This window comes from Streptomyces sp. NPDC026092, assembly GCF_040638605.1.
Taxonomy (GTDB): domain Bacteria; phylum Actinomycetota; class Actinomycetes; order Streptomycetales; family Streptomycetaceae; genus Streptomyces.
Genome location: NZ_JBEZYN010000003.1, coordinates 177,850 through 195,386 on the forward strand (window position 1 = coordinate 177,850; position 17,537 = coordinate 195,386).

Below are 17,537 nucleotides of genomic sequence, written 5' to 3' on the forward strand. Positions count from 1 at the left end.
TCCGGTTACGCTCAGGTCATGCATGCCTGGCCCGCTTCTGAGGTCCCCGCCCTGCCCGGCAAGGGCCGCGACCTCCGGATCCACGACACCGCGACCGGTGGCCGAGTGACCCTCGCCCCCGGTCCCGTCGCCCGTATCTACGTCTGTGGCATCACGCCGTACGACGCGACCCACATGGGTCACGCGGCGACCTACAACGCGTTCGACCTCGTTCAGCGCGTGTGGCTCGACACCAAGCGGCAGGTTCACTACGTCCAGAACGTCACCGACGTCGACGATCCGCTCCTGGAGCGCGCGATCCGCGACGGCGTCGACTGGGTCGGCCTCGCCGAGCGCGAGACCGCCCTCTTCCGCGAGGACATGACCGCCCTGCGGATGCTGCCCCCGCAGCACTACATCGGCGCGGTCGAGGCCATACCCGGCATCGTGCCGCTCGTCGAGCGGCTCCGGGACTCCGGCGCGGCCTACGAACTCGACGGCGACATCTACTTCTCCGTCGAGGCCGACCCGCACTTCGGGCAGGTGTCGAACTACGACACCGAGCTGATGCGCCACCTGTCCGCCGAGCGCGGCGGCGACCCGGACCGTCCGGGCAAGAAGAACGCGCTCGACCCGATGCTCTGGATGGCAGCCCGCGAGGGCGAGCCGAGCTGGGACGGCGGCAGCCTCGGCCCCGGCCGCCCCGGCTGGCACATCGAGTGCGTCGCGATCGCCCTCGACCACCTGGGCATGAGCTTCGACGTCCAGGGCGGCGGCTCCGACCTGATCTTCCCGCACCACGAGATGGGCGCCTCCCACGCTCAGGCGCTGACCGGCGAGTTCCCCATGGCCAAGGCGTACGTGCACGCCGGCATGGTCGCCCTCGACGGCGAGAAGATGTCCAAGTCCAAGGGCAACCTGGTCTTCGTCTCGGCGCTCCGCCGCCAGGGCGTCGACCCGGCCGCCATCCGGCTCTCGCTCCTCTCGCACCACTACCGCGCCGACTGGGAGTGGACCGACCAGGTCCTCCAGGACGCCGTGGACCGCCTGGACCGGTGGCGCGCCGCCGTCTCCCGCCCCGACGGCCCGTCCGCCGACGCGCTGGTCGAGGAGGTCCGCGAGGCGCTCGCCGACGACCTCGACGCGCCGGCCGCGCTCGCCGCGGTCGACCGGTGGGCCGAGCGGCAGCACGCCGAGGGCGGTACGGACGAGTCCGCGCCCGGTCTCGTCTCCCGCACCGTGGACGCCCTGCTCGGAGTGGCCCTGTAGCTCCCGCCCGTACAACTGCCTTGGCGTGAACCGCCCTTGGACTTCTCACGAAGTCCGGGGGCGGTTCCGTTTTGTCCTGGCCCTGATGCTCGTTTCTGCGCTAAATACCCTCCATGCAATCAACATTGCGCATGAAGGCTGCATTGGCCGGCGCCGTGCTCGGGCTCCTCGCGGTGTTCGCGGGCCCCGGCAGCGCCCAGTCCGCGGAGCCGTCCGCCGACGAGCCCACACCGACCACCGTCGGGGACGTCACCGGCTTCCAGGCCGACGGCGCCGTCTACCGGCTGACCGCCGGCAGCGCCCAGGCCCGCGTCAGCTTCGTCACCGACGAGACCTTCCGCATCGAACTGGCCCCCGACGGCACGTTCACCGACCCCACCGGACAGGACATCGTCCAGTCGCAGGGCGCGCCGCCCCCGACCCGCTGGCGCGACCGCGGCGACCGCTACGAACTCACCTCCGCGAAGGTGACCCTGCGGGCCTACAAGTCGCCGCTCCGCTTCGCCGCGTACCGCGCCGACGGCACCCCGCTCTGGTCCGAGACCACCGGTCTCAGCTGGACCCAGGAGCGCACCACCCAGTCCCTGGCCCGCGGCGCCGACGAGCAGTTCTACGGCGCCGGGATGCAGAACGGACGCGGCAACACCTCGCACCGCGGCAAGACCGTCGAGGTCGGCGTCGACTACAACTGGAACGACGGCGGCCACCCCAACTCCGTGCCGTTCTACCTCTCCTCGGCCGGCTACGGCGTCTACCGCAACACCTACGCCCCCAACACCTACGCCTTCGGCGAGCCCGTCACCACCAGCGCGAAGGAACAGCGCTTCGACGCCTACTACTTCACCGGCTCCGGCTCCGACGCGCTCAAGGACGTCATCGGCCAGTACACGAACCTGACCGGCAAACCGTTCCTGCCGCCCGTCTACGGCCTGGAGATCGGCGACGCCGACTGCTACCTCCACAACGCCAACCGGGGCGAGCGCCACACCCTCGACGCCCTGAAGGTCGCCGACGGCTACGTCCAGAACGACATGCCCAACGGCTGGATGCTCGTCAACGACGGCTACGGCTGCGGCTACGAGGACCTCGCCGAGACCGCCAACGGCCTCAAGGACCGCGGCATGCAGCTCGGGCTGTGGACCGAGGACGGCCTCGACAAGCTCGGCGAGCAGGTCAAGGCCGGTCAGCGGGTCGCCAAGCTCGACGTCGCCTGGGTCGGCCCCGGCTACAAGTTCGCCCTCGACGGCTGCAAGGACGCCTACGCCGGCATCGAGGCGCACAGCGACGCCCGCGGCTTCACCTGGGCCCCCGAGAGCTGGTCCGGAGCCCAGCGCTGCGGCGTCCAGTGGTCCGGCGACCAGTCCGGCACCTGGGAGTACATCCGCTGGCAGATCCCCACCTACGCGGGCGCCTCCATGTCCGGACTCGCCTACACCACCGGCGACGTCGACGGCATCTTCGGCGGCAGCGCCAAGACGTACACCCGCGACCTGCAGTGGAAGATGTTCCTGCCGGTCACCATGACCATGGACGGCTGGGCCGCCGACGACAAGCAGCCCTTCCGCTACGGCGAGCCGTACACCTCGATCAACCGCGACTACCTGAAGCTCCACGAGTCGCTGCTGCCCTACATCTACTCGCACGCCCACCGCGCCACCAAGACCGGCGTCGGCCTCGCCCGGCCGCTGGTCCTGGAGTACCCGAACGACCCCAGGGCGGCCTCGGACACGGCCAAGTACGAGTTCCTCAGCGGCGAGGACTTCCTCGTCGCCCCCGTCCACCAGGACGCCACCGAACGCGACGGCATCTACCTCCCCGAGGGCACCTGGATCGACTACTGGAGCGGCCGCACCTATCAGGGCCCGGTCACCGTCGACGACTACAGCGCCCCGCTCGACACCCTGCCGCTCTTCGTCCGGGCCGGCGCCACCGTCCCGATGTGGCCCGGCGGCATCCGCTCGTACACCGAGCGCACCCCCGGCTCCGCGCTCGCCTGGGACATCTACCCGCAGGGCACCTCGTCCTTCGAGCTGTACGAGGACGACGGCGTCACCCGCGCCCACCGCACCGGCCAGTACGCCACCCAGACCGCCGAGGTCCGCGCGCCGCAGCGCGGGGCGGGCGACGTGACCGTAAGGATCGGCGCGAGCAAGGGCTCGTACGCGGGCAAGTCCACCGCCCGGCCCTACCAGTTCACCGTCCACACCGGCGACGCCCCGAGCGGGGTCTCCCTCGGCGGGCGCGAACTGCCCCGCCTCACCTCCAAGGCCGCCTACGAGGCCGCGGGCCAGGGCTGGTGGTACGACCGCGACGACCGCGGGGGAGTGGTGAAGGTCAAGACCGCCGCCCAGCGCACCGACCGCGCCTTCACCCTCGAACTGGAGGACACCAGCGCCGTCGGCGGAGCCGTCCCGGGCGCCGCGGCCACCGCCGCCGTACCGGCCGGACAGGAGCTGGGCGCGGGCGCGCCCGGCACCGTCGCCGTCGACGTGACGGCGGGCACCAGGGACGCCACCGGCGTCGAGGTGTCGCTCACGGCCCCCGTCGGCTGGCAGGTCACCCCGGCCGCCCCGGTCGCCCGCATCCCGGCGGGCACCACGAAGCGGGTCGAGGTCACCGTCACCCCGGCCAAGGACGCGAAGCCGGGCGAGGCCACGCTCACCGCGAGCGTCCGCCACCGCGCCGCCAACCAGGACCGGACGGCCGTCCAGCGGTTCGCCGTCGGGGTGATGCCCGAGCCGCCCTCGGCCGACGTCTGGGCGAGCGACCTGACCTGGCTGAGGTCCACCAACGGCTGGGGACCGCCCGAACGCGACCGCTCCAACGGCGAGTCGGGCGCGAGCGACGGCAGGACCCTGACCCTCGCGGGCACGACCTACGAGAAGGGCATCGGCGCCCACGCCGACTCCGACATCGAGGTCTACCTCGGCGGCCGCTGCACCGCCTTCACCGCCGACGTCGGCATCGACGACGAGATCAACGGCTACGGCGAGGTGGCGTTCTCGGTCGAGGCGGACGGCAAGGTCCTGTGGACCTCACCGAAGCTGACCGGCGCCTCGGCGACGCTGCCCGTCCAGGTGGACGTCACCGGAGCCCGGCACGTCCGGCTGCGGATCACCGACACCAACGGCTCCAAGAGCGGTGACCACGGAGACTGGGCGGCCGCCCGCTTCGACTGCGCCTGACGGCCGAGCGGGAACGCGAAGGGGGCCGCACCGTGCTCGGTGCGGCCCCCTTTCCCGTACGACTCAGTCCTGGTCGTCGCCGTCGCGGTCCTCGGGAGGCTCCGGCTGGGGAGTCTCGGGCGCGGACTCCGGCCCTGCCTCCGGCGGCGCCTCCGGTCCCGGCTGTTCCGGCTTCGGCGGGCGGGTCCGGCCGCCGCCGGTGTCCCGCAGGTACGAGGTGTCCCCGCCCTCCGTGGCGATGCCCGGTCCCGCCGGCCCCGGACCCTGCCCTGGGCCGCCGTCGCGCCGCCGCAGATAGCGCTCGAACTCCCGGGCGATGGCCTCGCCCGAGGCCTCCGGCAGCTCCGCCGTGTCCCGCGCCTCCTCCAGCGTCTGGACGTACTCCGCCACCTCGCTGTCCTCGGAGGCGAGTTGGTCCACGCCCAGCTGCCAGGCCCGCGCGTCCTCGGGCAGTTCGCCCAGCGGGATGCGCAGGTCGATCAGGTCCTCCAGGCGGTTCAGGAGCGCCAGGGTCGCCTTGGGGTTGGGCGGCTGCGAGACGTAGTGCGGCACGGCGGCCCAGAGGCTGACCGCGGGCACGCCCGCGTGCGTGCAGGCCTCCTGGAGAATCCCGACGATGCCCGTGGGCCCTTCGTACCGGGTCTCCTCCAGGTCCATCGTCCGGGCCAGGTCCGGGTCGGAGGTGACCCCGCTGACCGGGACGGGCCGGGTGTGCGGGGTGTCGCCGAGCAGCGCGCCCAGGATCACCACCATCTCCACGCCCAGCTCATGGGCGAAGCCCAGGATCTCGTTGCAGAACGAGCGCCAGCGCATCGACGGCTCGATCCCGCGCACGAGCACCAGGTCACGCGGCTTCTCGCCGCCGACCCGGACCACGGAGAGTCTGGTCGTCGGCCAGGTGATCTTCCGGGTGCCGTTGTCCAGCCAGACCGTGGGCCGGTTGACCTGGAAGTCGTAGTAGTCCTCGGCGTCGAGCGCCGCGAACACCTCGCCCTTCCATTCCCGGTCCAGGTGGGCGACCGCGGTGGAGGCGGCGTCGCCGGCGTCGTTCCAGCCCTCGAACGCGGCCACCATGACCGGGTCGATCAGCTCGGGTACCCCCTCGAGCTCGATCACCCAGCGCCTCCTTTTCGACGTTGCTGTCGTTCCTGTCTTTCCAGTCGTACGGACCAACCTTACGGCTTTCCGGGGGCCCGTCCGCAGCCCTCGTGCACCACCGAAAGCCGTTCGCGGCCTTGATCGACTACCCAGGAACTGGCCTCGGCACACGGATGCGTAAGGGGCGGCCTCCAGGGAGACCGCCCCTTACACCGAGCCTTACGTCATGAGATCAGCGCGTCACTTGCGCAGCATCTCGTCGACCTTGCCCCGGATCTCGTCCGTCGCGAGGCCCCGGATCGTCAGCGTCGTACGGCGGCGCAGCACGTCGTCCGCCGTCTCGGCCCACTCGTGGTCCCGGGCGTAGGCGACCTGCGCCCAGATCTCCGGCGCGTCCGGGTGGACGCGCTCGCCGAGCGCCGGGTTCTCGTTCGCCATCCGCGCGATGTCGAAGGCGAGCGAACCGTAGTGCGTCGCGAGGTGCTTGGCGGTGTCGGCGGCCATCCGCGGGCCGGGGGCCGGTCCGTCGACGAGCAGCCGGTGCGCGACCGCGTTCGGGTTGGCGATGCCGGGCAGCGGGAGCCGCTTCGGCAGCGTCGACACCGACTCGTAGTCCTCGCCGAGCGGGTGCCCCGGCAGGGACTCCAGCTTCTTCATGACCGTACGGCCGATGTGGCGGAAGGTCGTCCACTTGCCGCCGGCCACCGACAGCATGCCGCCGCGGCCCTCGGTCACGACCGTCTCGCGCTTGGCCTTGGAGGTGTCGCCGGGACCGCCCGGCAGCACCCGCAGACCCGCGAAGGCGTAGGTGATCAGATCGCGGGAGAGCTGCTGGTCGCGGATGGAGAACGCGGCCTCGTCGAGTATCTGCGCGGTGTCCTTCTCGGTCACCTCGACCTGGCCCGGGTCGCCCTCGTACGCCTCGTCGGTCGTGCCGAGGAGCAGCATGTCCTCCCAGGGGAGGGCGAAGGTGATCCGGTACTTGTCGATCGGGGTCGCGAGCGCGGCCTTCCACGGCGAGGTCCGCTTCAGGACCAGGTGCGCGCCCTTGGAGAGCCGGATGGAGGGCGCCGCGTTCGGGTCCTCCATCTTCCGCAGGTGGTCGACCCAGGGGCCGGTCGCGTTCAGCACCAGGCGGGCGGTGACGCCGAACTCCTCACCGCTCGTACGGTCCTTCAGCTCCGCGCCCGTGACCCGGCCGCGGGTGAAGCGCAGCCCGGTGACCTCGGCGTGGTTGAGGACGACGGCGCCGGCCTCGACCGCGGCGCGGACCGTCATCAGCGCCATGCGGGCGTCGTTCATCTGGTCGTCGCCGTACACGGCCACGGCCTTCAGGTTGTCCGTCCGCAGCTCCGGCACGTCCTGCGCGGCCTTGGCGGGGCTGAGCAGGTGCCCGACGCCGTCACCGAAGGCGGAGAGCGCGGAGTACGCGAAGACACCGGCGCCCAGCTTGGCGGCGCCGTGCGGGCCGCCCTTGTAGACGGGCAGGTAGAAGGTGAGCGGGTTGGCGAGGTGCGGCGCGACCTGGCGGGAGACCGCACGACGCTCGAAGTGGTTCTCCGCGACCAGCTTGACCGCGCCGGTCTGCAGGTAGCGCAGTCCGCCGTGGAGCAGCTTGGAGGAGGCGGAGGAGGTGGCGCCGGCGAAGTCGCCGGCGTCCACCAGGGCCACCCGCAGGCCCGACTGCGCGGCGTGCCAGGCGGTGGAGATGCCCAGGATGCCGCCGCCGATCACCAGGAGGTCGTACGTCGCCTTGGAAAGCTGCTCCCGAGTCTCGGCGCGGCTCGGCAGGGAACCGGCAGCCGGTCGCGTCCCCAGGGCGGGGACGCTCTGCAGGGTGGTCATGTCGATCTACTCCTCGTCCTCGATCCAGCCCATGGTCCGCTCGACGGCCTTGAGCCAGCTCTTGTACTCGCTCTCACGCTTGTCGGCGTCCATGCGAGGGGTCCATTCCGCCGCGCGGCGCCAGTTGGCGCGCAGGGCGTCGGTGTCGGGCCAGAAGCCGACGGCCAGGCCGGCGGCGTAGGCGGCACCGAGGCAGGTGGTCTCGGCGACCATCGGGCGCACGACCGGCGCGTCGAGGAAGTCCGAGAGGGTCTGCATCAGCAGGTTGTTGGAGGTCATGCCGCCGTCGACCTTGAGCGCGGTCAGCTCGACGCCGGAGTCCTTCGTCATGGCGTCGGTGATCTCGCGGGTCTGCCAGGCGGTGGCCTCCAGGACGGCACGGGCGATGTGCGCCTTGGTGACGTACCGGGTGAGGCCGGCGATCACACCGCGGGCGTCGGAGCGCCAGTACGGGGCGAACAGGCCGGAGAAGGCGGGCACGAAGTAGGTGCCGCCGTTGTCCTCGACCGAGGACGCGAGGGTCTCGATCTCGGCGGCGGACTTGATCAGGCCCATCTGGTCGCGCATCCACTGCACCAGCGAACCGGTGACGGCGATCGAGCCCTCCAGGGCGTAGACCGGCTTGGCGTCGCCGATCTGGTAGCCGACGGTGGTCAGCAGGCCGCTGTAGGAGTTGATGATCTTGTCGCCGGTGTTCATCAGCATGAACGTTCCGGTGCCGTACGTGGACTTGGCCTCGCCCTCGGCGAAGCACGTCTGGCCGAAGAGCGCGGCCTGCTGGTCGCCGAGCGCGGAGGCGACCGGGACGCCGTCGAGGGCGCCGCCCTTGACCGAGCCGTACACCTCGGCGGAGGAGCGGATCTCCGGCAGCACGGCGGCCGGGATCTCCATGGACTGCACGATGCGCTCGTCCCACGCCATGTCGTGCAGGTTCATCAGCATGGTGCGCGAGGCGTTGGTGACGTCGGTGACGTGACGGCCGCCCTCGACACCGCCGGTGAGGTTCCAGATGATCCAGGAGTCCATCGTGCCGAAGAGGATGTCGCCGCGCTCGGCGCGCTCGCGCAGCCCCTCGACGTTGTCGAGCAGCCAGCGGACCTTCGGGCCGGAGAAGTACGAGGCGAGGGGGAGGCCGGTCTCGCGGCGGAAGCGGTCCTGGCCGACGTTGCGGCCGAGTTCCTTGCACAGCGCGTCGGTGCGGGTGTCCTGCCAGACGAGGGCGTTGTGGACGGGCTCACCGGTGTTCTTGTCCCAGAGCAGCGTGGTCTCGCGCTGGTTGGTGATGCCGACGGCCTTGACGTCCGCGGCGGTGATGCCGGCCTTGCTGATCGCGCCGGCGACCACTTCCTGGACGTTGGTCCAGATCTCGGAGGCGTCGTGCTCGACCCAGCCCGGCTTCGGGAAGATCTGCTCGTGCTCCTTCTGGTCGACGGAGACGATCCGGCCGTCGGTGTCGAAGACGATGCAGCGGCTGGAGGTGGTGCCCTGGTCGATCGCCGCGATGAAGGGGCCGGCGGTGTGTGCGTCGGTCATGGTGTGCTCCAAGGGGAGAAGTCTGGAAGAAGGACGGCTCAGGCGAACGCGATGTTGTAGATACCCGCGGCGATCGCGCCACCCACCAGGGGGCCGACGACCGGGATCCATGCGTAGCCCCAGTCGGAGCCGCCCTTGTTCGGCAGCGGCAGCAGGGCGTGCACGATGCGCGGGCCGAGGTCACGGGCCGGGTTGATGGCGTAACCGGTCGGGCCACCGAGCGAGAGGCCGATGCCGACCACGACGAACGCGGTGATCAGGGCGCCGATGACACCGAGACCCTTGCCGCTGTCGTTGAGGCCCTGGGTGAGCACCGCGAGGACCAGCACGACCGTGCCGATGATCTCGGTGGCCAGGTTCTGCCAGACCACTCGGACCTCGGGCCCGGTGGAGAAGACACCGAGCACCGGACCGGCGTTCGGTGCGGCCTTCTGGTCGACCATGCCCTCCTCGTGCGGCGGCGAGGAGATGATCTCCGGGTCCGTGAGGTGGGCCTGGAACTGTCCGTAGTAGGCGATCCACACCAGGACCGCGCCGAGCATGGCGCCGAGCATCTGGCCCGCGAAGTAGACCGGAACGTTGCTCCAGTCCCCGTCCTTGAGGGCGATGCCGACGGTGACGGCCGGGTTCAGGTGGGCGCCCGAGAGGGTACCCGTCATGTACACGGCGGTCATGACCGCGAAGCCCCAGCCGAACGTGATGGCGAGCCATCCGGCGTTCTGAGCCTTCGAGCGCTTGAGCACCACGGCGGCGACGACGCCGCCGCCGAGCAGAATGAGTACGGCGGTACCAATGATCTCGCCGATGAAGATGTCGGAGCTGGACACCCGCGACTCCTTTGTCCTTCGTCCAGGGGAAGGCGAACCCCGGGTCCCTCCGGTGGTCCGCGCCCTCCTATGAGGGCGTTGCCGGCCCTTGGCACTGCCACACTCTAGCGCGTATTGCCGGTAGGTGTTCGACAATGCCGACCGATGCACGGAAGTTTTGCCCTCCGGTTAACAGCGCGTCAAGGGCTGGGGGAACGAAAAACCCGCCGATAACTGGATCGTTACCGACGGGTTGATCAGGTATTCCCGCCTGGGCGGACGCCCCGGCTCAGTGGATCAGAAGCGTCCCGCGCCCAGATCGCGGGAGACGGCGCGGGCGCAGTCCCGTACCGCCGCGACGAGTTCGGAGCGCAGCTCGCCGCCGTCGCCGCAGACCCGCTCCACCGCGCCCGTGATCGCCACCGCGCCCACCGGCATCCGGCGCCGGTCGTGGATCGGGGCGGCCACCGACGCCACGCCCTCCCAGGTCTCCTCCACGTCCGCGGCCCAGCCCTTGGCCCGCGTCGTGTCGAGCAGCGTCTCGAACTCCTTCAGGTCGGTGACCGTACGGGGCGTGAAGCCCTCGCGCGGCACCTCCAGGACCTCGCTGTGCGCCACCGGGTCGTACGCCGAGAGGACCTTGCCGAGGGCCGTGGAGTGCAGCGGCTGCATGGCCCCCACCTCCAGGACCTGCCGGCTGTCGTCCGGCCGGAAGACGTGGTGGACGATCAGGACGCCCTGCTGGTGCAGCACGCCCAGATGGACGCTCTCGCCGCTGGAGCGGGCCAGGTCGTCCGTCCAGACCAGCGCTCGTGCGCGCAGTTCGTGCACGTCCAGATAGCTGTTGCCCAGGCGCAGCAGCTCCGCGCCCAGCTGGTAGCGGCCCGAGGCCGCCTCCTGTTCCACGAAGCCCTCGGCCTGCAGGGTGCGCAGGATGCCGTGGGCCGTGCCCTTGGCGAGGCCCAGGGACGAGGCGATGTCGGAGAGGCCGAGCCGGCGCTCGCCGCCCGCGAGCAGTCGCAGCATCGCCGCCGCCCGTTCAAGCGACTGGATGTTCTTCGCCATCGCCCGGCCCTTCTCCCTGTCCATGTGTCCACGACCCCGGGGTCTCCCCGTGGATCCTGAAGGACAGGATCGCGTGGATCATGCTGTTCGACAATGCTGAACACTATCGGTCGATGCCGACCGAGCGTTACCTACACAGTGTCGGTCATGAACGGGTCCGACCGGGAGTCCCCGGGAGACAGGATGCCGTCCGCCCAGTGGAACGCGATGTCCACCCCGGCGTCCACGCGGTTACGCTGGCCCCGTGCACCCTCCGCCGAGGGTGCAAAGCCGACAGCCGTCGCATCCCAGGGAGCTCATCCATGGCCTCGTCGCCGACCCCTTCCGTTGACAGCCGCACCCGCGCCGCAGCACTCCGCGAGGCACTCGCGACCCGTGTGGTGGTGGCCGACGGAGCCATGGGCACCATGCTCCAGGCCCAGGACCCCAGCCTCGAGGACTTCCAGAACCTCGAAGGCTGCAACGAGATCCTCAACATCACGCGGCCCGACATCGTCCGCTCGGTGCACGAGGAGTACTTCGCCGCCGGCGTCGACTGCGTCGAGACCAACACCTTCGGCGCCAACCACGCGGCCCTGGGGGAGTACGACATCCCCGAGCGGGTGTACGAGCTCTCCGAATCCGGCGCCCGGATCGCCCGCGAGGTCGCCGACGAGTTCACCGCCTCCACCGGACAGCAGCGCTGGGTCCTCGGCTCCATGGGCCCCGGCACCAAGCTGCCGACCCTCGGCCACGCCCCGTACACCCTGCTGCGCGACGCCTACCAGCAGAACGCCGAGGGCATGATCGCCGGCGGCGCCGACGCGCTGCTCGTCGAGACCACCCAGGACCTCCTCCAGACCAAGGCCTCCGTCATCGGCGCCCGCCGCGCCCTGGACGCCCTCGGCATCGACGTGCCGCTCATCGTCTCCGTCACCGTCGAGACCACCGGCACCATGCTCCTCGGCTCCGAGATCGGCGCCGCGCTCACCGCGCTCGAACCGCTCGGCATCGACATGATCGGCCTGAACTGCGCCACCGGCCCGGCCGAGATGAGCGAGCACCTGCGCTACCTCGCCCGCCACTCCCGTATCCCGCTCTCCTGCATGCCCAACGCCGGCCTGCCCGTCCTCGGCAAGAACGGCGCGCACTACCCGCTGACCGCCACCGAGCTCGCCGACGCCCAGGAGACCTTCGTCCGCGAGTACGGACTCTCCCTCATCGGCGGCTGCTGCGGTACGACCCCGGAGCACCTGCGCCAGGTCGTCGAGCGGGTCCGCGACCTCACGCCCACCGTCCGCGACCCGCGCCCCGAGCCCGGCGCCGCCTCGCTCTACCAGACGGTCCCGTTCCGCCAGGACACGTCGTACATGGCGATCGGCGAGCGCACCAACGCCAACGGCTCGAAGAAGTTCCGCGAGGCCATGCTGGAGGGCCGCTGGGACGACTGCGTCGAGATGGCCCGCGACCAGATCCGCGAGGGCGCGCACATGCTCGACCTCTGCGTCGACTACGTCGGCCGGGACGGCGTCGCCGACATGGAGGAGCTGGCCGGCCGCTTCGCGACCGCCTCCACCCTGCCGATCGTCCTCGACTCCACCGAGGTCGACGTCCTCCAGGCGGGCCTGGAGAAGCTCGGCGGCCGCGCCGTCATCAACTCCGTCAACTACGAGGACGGCGACGGGCCGGAGTCGCGCTTCGCGAAGGTCACCCGGCTGGCCCAGGAGCACGGCGCCGCGCTCATCGCGCTCACCATCGACGAGGAGGGCCAGGCCCGCACCGTCGAGAACAAGGTCGCCATCGCCGAGCGGATCATCGACGACCTGACCGGCAACTGGGGCATCCACGAGTCGGACATCCTCATCGACACCCTCACCTTCACCATCTGCACCGGGCAGGAGGAGTCCCGCAAGGACGGCATCGCCACGATCGAGGCCATCCGCGAACTCAAGCGCCGCCACCCGGACGTCCAGACCACGCTCGGCCTGTCCAACATCTCCTTCGGCCTCAACCCGGCCGCCCGCATCCTGCTGAACTCCGTCTTCCTCGACGAGTGCGTCAAGGCGGGCCTCGACTCGGCGATCGTGCACGCCTCCAAGATCCTGCCGATCGCCCGCTTCGACGACGAGCAGGTCACCACCGCGCTGGACCTGATCTACGACCGGCGACGCGCCCAGCAGGGGGACGAACCGGCCTACGACCCGCTGCAGAAGCTGATGGCGCTCTTCGAGGGCGCCACGACCAAGTCCCTGAAGGCCGGCAAGGCCGAGGAACTCCTCGCCCTGCCCCTGGAGGAGCGCCTGAAGCGCCGCATCATCGACGGCGAGAAGAACGGCCTGGAGGCCGACCTCGCCGAGGCCCTCCAGGAGCGCCCCGCCCTCGACATCGTCAACGAGACCCTGCTCGACGGCATGAAGGTCGTCGGCGAGCTCTTCGGCTCGGGCCAGATGCAGCTGCCCTTCGTGCTCCAGTCCGCCGAGGTCATGAAGACGGCGGTCGCCTACCTCGAACCGCACATGGAGAAGACGGACGCCGACGGCAAGGGCACGATCGTCCTCGCCACCGTGCGCGGCGACGTCCACGACATCGGCAAGAACCTCGTCGACATCATCCTGTCCAACAACGGCTACAACGTCGTCAACCTCGGCATCAAGCAGCCGGTCTCCGCGATCCTGGAGGCCGCCGAGGAGCACAGCGCCGACGTCATCGGCATGTCCGGCCTGCTGGTCAAGTCCACGGTGATCATGAAGGAGAACCTGGAGGAGCTCAACCAGCGCGAGCTGGCCGCCAAGTACCCCGTGATCCTCGGCGGCGCCGCGCTCACCCGCGCCTACGTCGAGCAGGACCTGCACGAGATCTACCAGGGCGAGGTCCGCTACGCCCGGGACGCCTTCGAGGGCCTGCGGCTCATGGACGCGCTCATCGCCGTCAAGCGCGGCGTCCCCGGCGCCGCCCTGCCCGAGCTCAAGCAGCGCCGGGTCGCCAAGCGCGACACGCCCGTCCTGCAGGTGGAGGAGCCGGAGCCGGGCGGCCGCTCCGACGTCGCCGTCGACAACCCGGTCCCCACCCCGCCGTTCTGGGGCACCCGCGTCGTCAAGGGCATCCCGCTGAAGGACTACGCGTCCTGGCTGGACGAGGGCGCCCTGTTCAAGGGCCAGTGGGGGCTCAAGCAGGCCCGCGCGGGCGGCGCGACGTACGAGGAACTGGTCGAGACCGAGGGCCGGCCCCGGCTGCGCGGGCTCCTGGACAAGCTGCACACCGAGAACCTCCTGGAAGCCGCCGTCGTCTACGGCTACTTCCCGTGCGTGTCCAAGGGCGACGACCTGATCATCCTCGACGAGGCCGGCAACGAGCGGACCCGCTTCACCTTCCCGCGCCAGCGCCGCGGCCGCCGACTCTGCCTCGCGGACTTCTTCCGCCCCGAGGAGTCCGGCGAGACCGATGTCGTCGGCCTCCAGGTCGTCACCGTCGGCTCGAAGATCGGCGAGGCCACGGCCAAGCTGTTCGCCTCCGACTCCTACCGCGAGTACCTGGAGCTCCACGGCCTGTCCGTGCAGCTCGCCGAGGCCATGGCCGAGTACTGGCACGCCCGGGTCCGCGCCGAGCTCGGCTTCGCGGGCGAGGACCCCTCCGACGTCGAGGACATGTTCGCGCTGAAGTACCGGGGCGCGCGCTTCTCCCTCGGCTACGGAGCGTGCCCGGACCTGGAGGACCGGGCGAAGATCGCGGACCTGCTCCAGCCGGAGCGGATCGGCGTCCACCTCTCGGAGGAGTTCCAGCTCCACCCCGAGCAGTCCACGGACGCCATCGTGATCCACCACCCCGAGGCGAAGTACTTCAACGCGCGGTAACCCCCGCCCCGGGAGTAAATCAGCGCACCTCGCGTCCTACGGACGTACACTGGTCGGTCCAGTGCAGGCCGGTCCCACCCCCGTACCGGGGAGGGTGACCGGCCTTCTCGTCCCTCCATGGAGGTGTGCCGGATGACCAGTACGGTCCCCGCGTCCCTTGTCCGCGCCAACGGAAGCTCCGCGCTGCAAGCGGTCTTCCTCGACATGGACGGGACCCTGGTCGACACCGAGGGCTTCTGGTGGGACGCGGAGGTGGAGGTCTTCGCCGACCTCGGACACCGGCTGGACGAGTCCTGGCGCGACATCGTCGTCGGCGGCCCCATGACTCGCAGCGCGGGTTACCTCATCGAGGCCACCGGCGCCGACATCACCCTCGCCGAGCTCACCGTCCTGCTCAACGAGAAGTTCGAGCACCGCATCGGCCGGGGCGTCCCGCTGATGCCCGGTGCCGAGCGGCTCCTCGCCGAGCTGACCCGGCACAACATCCCGACCGCCCTGGTCTCCGCCTCGCACCGCCGCATCATCGACCGGATCCTCGCCTCCCTGGGCCGCGACCGCTTCGCGCTCACCGTGGCCGGCGACGAGGTGGAGCGCACCAAGCCGCACCCCGAGCCCTACCTCACGGCGGCGATCGGCGTCGGCGCGGAGCCGGCCCTGTGCGCCGTCATCGAGGACACCGCGACGGGCGTCGCGGCCGCCGAGGCGGCGGGCTGCCGGGTCGTCGCCGTGCCCTCCGTCGCCCCGATCGCCCCCTCCCCGGGGCGGGTCGTGGTCCGCTCCCTGGAGGACGTGGACGTGCCCTTCCTGCGCACGCTGATCACCGGCCCCTGAGCGGCCCCCCGAGCAGAGAGGCGGCCGCCCGCGGTACGGACCACGCGCGTGACCTTCGTCACGCAGCGTGCCGGACCCCGGGCGGCCGTCTCGCGTTCGATATCCGTAATGCCGGGATTGCGGATCGACGTCTGTCCCGATTCGCGCCTTCCTTGCTCATTCATACCCGCGCATGACTATCGAGCCCCCCGTATTCATGATCACTATCCGCATCCGAGGCGGGCCTGCGGCGGTCGGCCGCCACGGCCGCTCGCACTAATCTTTCGCGAGTACTTCGCCGCGCTTTCCGCGCTCCGGCGGCCCATCCAAGTCGCCGCGGACACAGGACCGATCGCTCACCATCCCGGCCCGATCGCCCGCCCCGACCGGGCGGAAGCGGTGGAGTGTCCGTACACGCCTGTATCCCAGTGCCGGATGAGGAGAAAGTCCCCTGATGCGCCGCAAGACCCTGGCCCTGCCGGCCGTAGCCGGCCTGCTCGCCCCCCTGCTCACCGCCTGCGGCGGTGCGGACGAGTCCAGAGCCATCGTCGTCGGCACCACGGACCAGTTCGTCGCCACCAGCGACGCCCCCGCCCCCCTCGACCCGGCCTTCGCCTACGACACGGGCACCTGGAACATCCTCCGGCAGACCGTGCAGACCCTGATGCACGTACCGCGCGGCGGCGGCGAGCCCGTCCCCGAGGCCGCCCAGAGCTGCTCCTTCAGCGACCGGGTCAGCGAGAGCTACCGCTGCACGCTCCGCGAAGGCCTCACCTTCGCCGACGGCACGCCGCTGACCGCCGCCGACGTCAAGTTCTCCGTCGAGCGCGTCCTCGCGATCAAGTCCGACAACGGAACCGCCGCCCTCCTCGCCAACATCGACACCGTCGAGACCAACGGCGAGCGCGACATCGTCTTCCACCTCAAGGCGCCCGACGCGACCTTCCCGTACAAGCTCTCCACCCCGGTCGCCGGCATCCTCAGCAAGGACAAGTACGACGGCAAGAAGCTCCGCGACGGCTTCGACGTCGACGGCTCCGGCCCGTACACCATGAAGACCGAGCGCGACGGCGACCGCTTCGTCAAGGCCGTCTTCACCAAGAACCCCGCGTACAAGGGCGACATCAAGCTCCGCAACGACAAGGTCGAGCTGCGCTCCTTCGCCGACGCCGACTCCATGGGCCAGGCCCTGGAGAAGAGCGACATCGACATGATGACGCGCGCCATGTCGCTCGAGCAGGTCAAGACGCTCACCGAGAAGCCCAAGGACGGCATCGACCTCACCGAGGTCCCCGGCCTGGAGATCCGCTACCTCGCCTTCGACACCGACGCCCCGTCCGTCAAGGACAAGGCCGTCCGGCAGGCCATCGCCGCCGTCGTCGACCGCGGCGCGATCGTCAACGCCGTCTACGGCCCCACCGCCCAGCCGCTCTACTCGCTGATCCCCTCCAGCGTCACCGGTCACTCCACGGCCTTCTTCGACGCCTACGGCGAGCCCAGCAAGAGCCGGGCCGCCGGCATCCTGGGCAAGGCCGGCATCACCGACCCGGTCGCGCTCACCCTGCACTACACCACCGACCACTACGGCTCCGGCACCAAGCAGGAGTTCGAGGCGCTGCGCGACCAGCTCAACGCCACCGGACTCTTCAAGGTCACCGTCGAGGGCAGCGAGTGGTCCACCTTCCGGCCCGCGCAGAAGCGCGGCGACTTCCCCGTCTACGGCCTCGGCTGGTTCCCCGACTTCCCCGACCCGGACAACTACGTCGCCCCCTTCCTCGACGCCGACAACTTCCTCAACACCCCCTACGTCAACGCCTCGGTACGGGACCAGCTGATTCCGCGCTCGCGCCGCTCGGCCGACCGCACCGCCGCCGGCCCCGTCTTCGGACAGATCCAGAAGATCGTCGCCCAGGACGTCCCCGTCCTGCCGCTCTGGCAGGGCAAGCAGTACGTCGCCGCCCGCGACGACGTGACCGGCGTCGAATGGGCGCTGAACACCTCCTCCGACCTGCTCCTGTGGGAGCTGGCCCGCAGGAACGCCTGACCCCTCCACCCAGTTCGGCTCCACCGGCCGCGCACCCGCGCGCGACGGTCCGGCAAGAGATCAAGAGGCACGT

The 17,537-nt window shown here is 70.6% G+C and carries 10 protein-coding genes; 5 read left to right on the plus strand and 5 right to left on the minus strand.

The window, feature by feature from the left end; translation table 11 throughout:
- Window positions 1-18: 18 nt before the first annotated feature.
- Window positions 19-1,248, plus strand: a complete 1,230-nt coding sequence (gene mshC, locus AB0F56_RS05795) for a cysteine--1-D-myo-inosityl 2-amino-2-deoxy-alpha-D-glucopyranoside ligase (protein WP_362004422.1) — start codon at window positions 19-21, stop codon at window positions 1,246-1,248.
- Window positions 1,249-1,361: 113 nt separating this feature from the next.
- Entirely contained in the window at window positions 1,362-4,433 is a 3,072-nt protein-coding gene (locus AB0F56_RS05800; protein WP_362004425.1) for an NPCBM/NEW2 domain-containing protein, read from the plus strand.
- 63 nt (window positions 4,434-4,496) lie between these two features.
- On the opposite strand, the gene AB0F56_RS05805 is transcribed toward AB0F56_RS05800, so the two are convergent.
- From AB0F56_RS05805 to AB0F56_RS05825, 5 genes are all read right to left on the minus strand, one after another.
- Window positions 4,497-5,549, minus strand: a complete 1,053-nt coding sequence (locus AB0F56_RS05805) for a PAC2 family protein (protein ID WP_362004428.1) — start codon at window positions 5,547-5,549, stop codon at window positions 4,497-4,499.
- 222 nt (window positions 5,550-5,771) lie between these two features.
- Window positions 5,772-7,376 carry a glycerol-3-phosphate dehydrogenase/oxidase gene (locus tag AB0F56_RS05810; protein ID WP_362004430.1) on the minus strand — a complete coding sequence of 535 codons (1,605 nt, stop codon included), beginning with the start codon at window positions 7,374-7,376 and terminating at the stop codon, window positions 5,772-5,774.
- A gap of 6 nt (window positions 7,377-7,382) precedes the next feature.
- Window positions 7,383-8,909: a glycerol kinase GlpK gene (gene glpK, locus AB0F56_RS05815; RefSeq protein WP_362004433.1), complete on the minus strand. Its 1,527-nt coding sequence runs from the start codon at window positions 8,907-8,909 to the stop codon at window positions 7,383-7,385.
- Between the two features lie 38 nt (window positions 8,910-8,947).
- Window positions 8,948-9,736, minus strand: coding sequence for an MIP/aquaporin family protein (locus tag AB0F56_RS05820; protein ID WP_362004436.1), 789 nt, complete (start codon window positions 9,734-9,736; stop codon window positions 8,948-8,950).
- Window positions 9,737-10,012: 276 nt separating this feature from the next.
- The gene (locus tag AB0F56_RS05825) at window positions 10,013-10,780 is read right to left on the minus strand and encodes an IclR family transcriptional regulator (RefSeq protein ID WP_362005096.1); all 768 of its coding nucleotides are present in this window, start codon (window positions 10,778-10,780) and stop codon (window positions 10,013-10,015) included.
- 302 nt (window positions 10,781-11,082) lie between these two features.
- Here AB0F56_RS05825 and metH point away from each other — a divergent pair, with 302 nt between their 5' ends.
- From metH to AB0F56_RS05840, 3 genes are all read left to right on the plus strand, one after another.
- A complete protein-coding gene (gene metH, locus AB0F56_RS05830; protein WP_362004438.1) occupies window positions 11,083-14,610 on the plus strand; it encodes a methionine synthase in 3,528 nt (1,175 codons plus the stop codon).
- Between the two features lie 132 nt (window positions 14,611-14,742).
- Complete coding sequence (locus AB0F56_RS05835) at window positions 14,743-15,441, plus strand: HAD family phosphatase (protein ID WP_362004441.1); 699 nt, start codon at window positions 14,743-14,745, stop codon at window positions 15,439-15,441.
- A gap of 433 nt (window positions 15,442-15,874) precedes the next feature.
- Window positions 15,875-17,464, plus strand: coding sequence for an ABC transporter substrate-binding protein (locus AB0F56_RS05840; RefSeq protein WP_362004444.1), 1,590 nt, complete (start codon window positions 15,875-15,877; stop codon window positions 17,462-17,464).
- The last annotated feature ends 73 nt before the right edge of the window (window positions 17,465-17,537 follow it).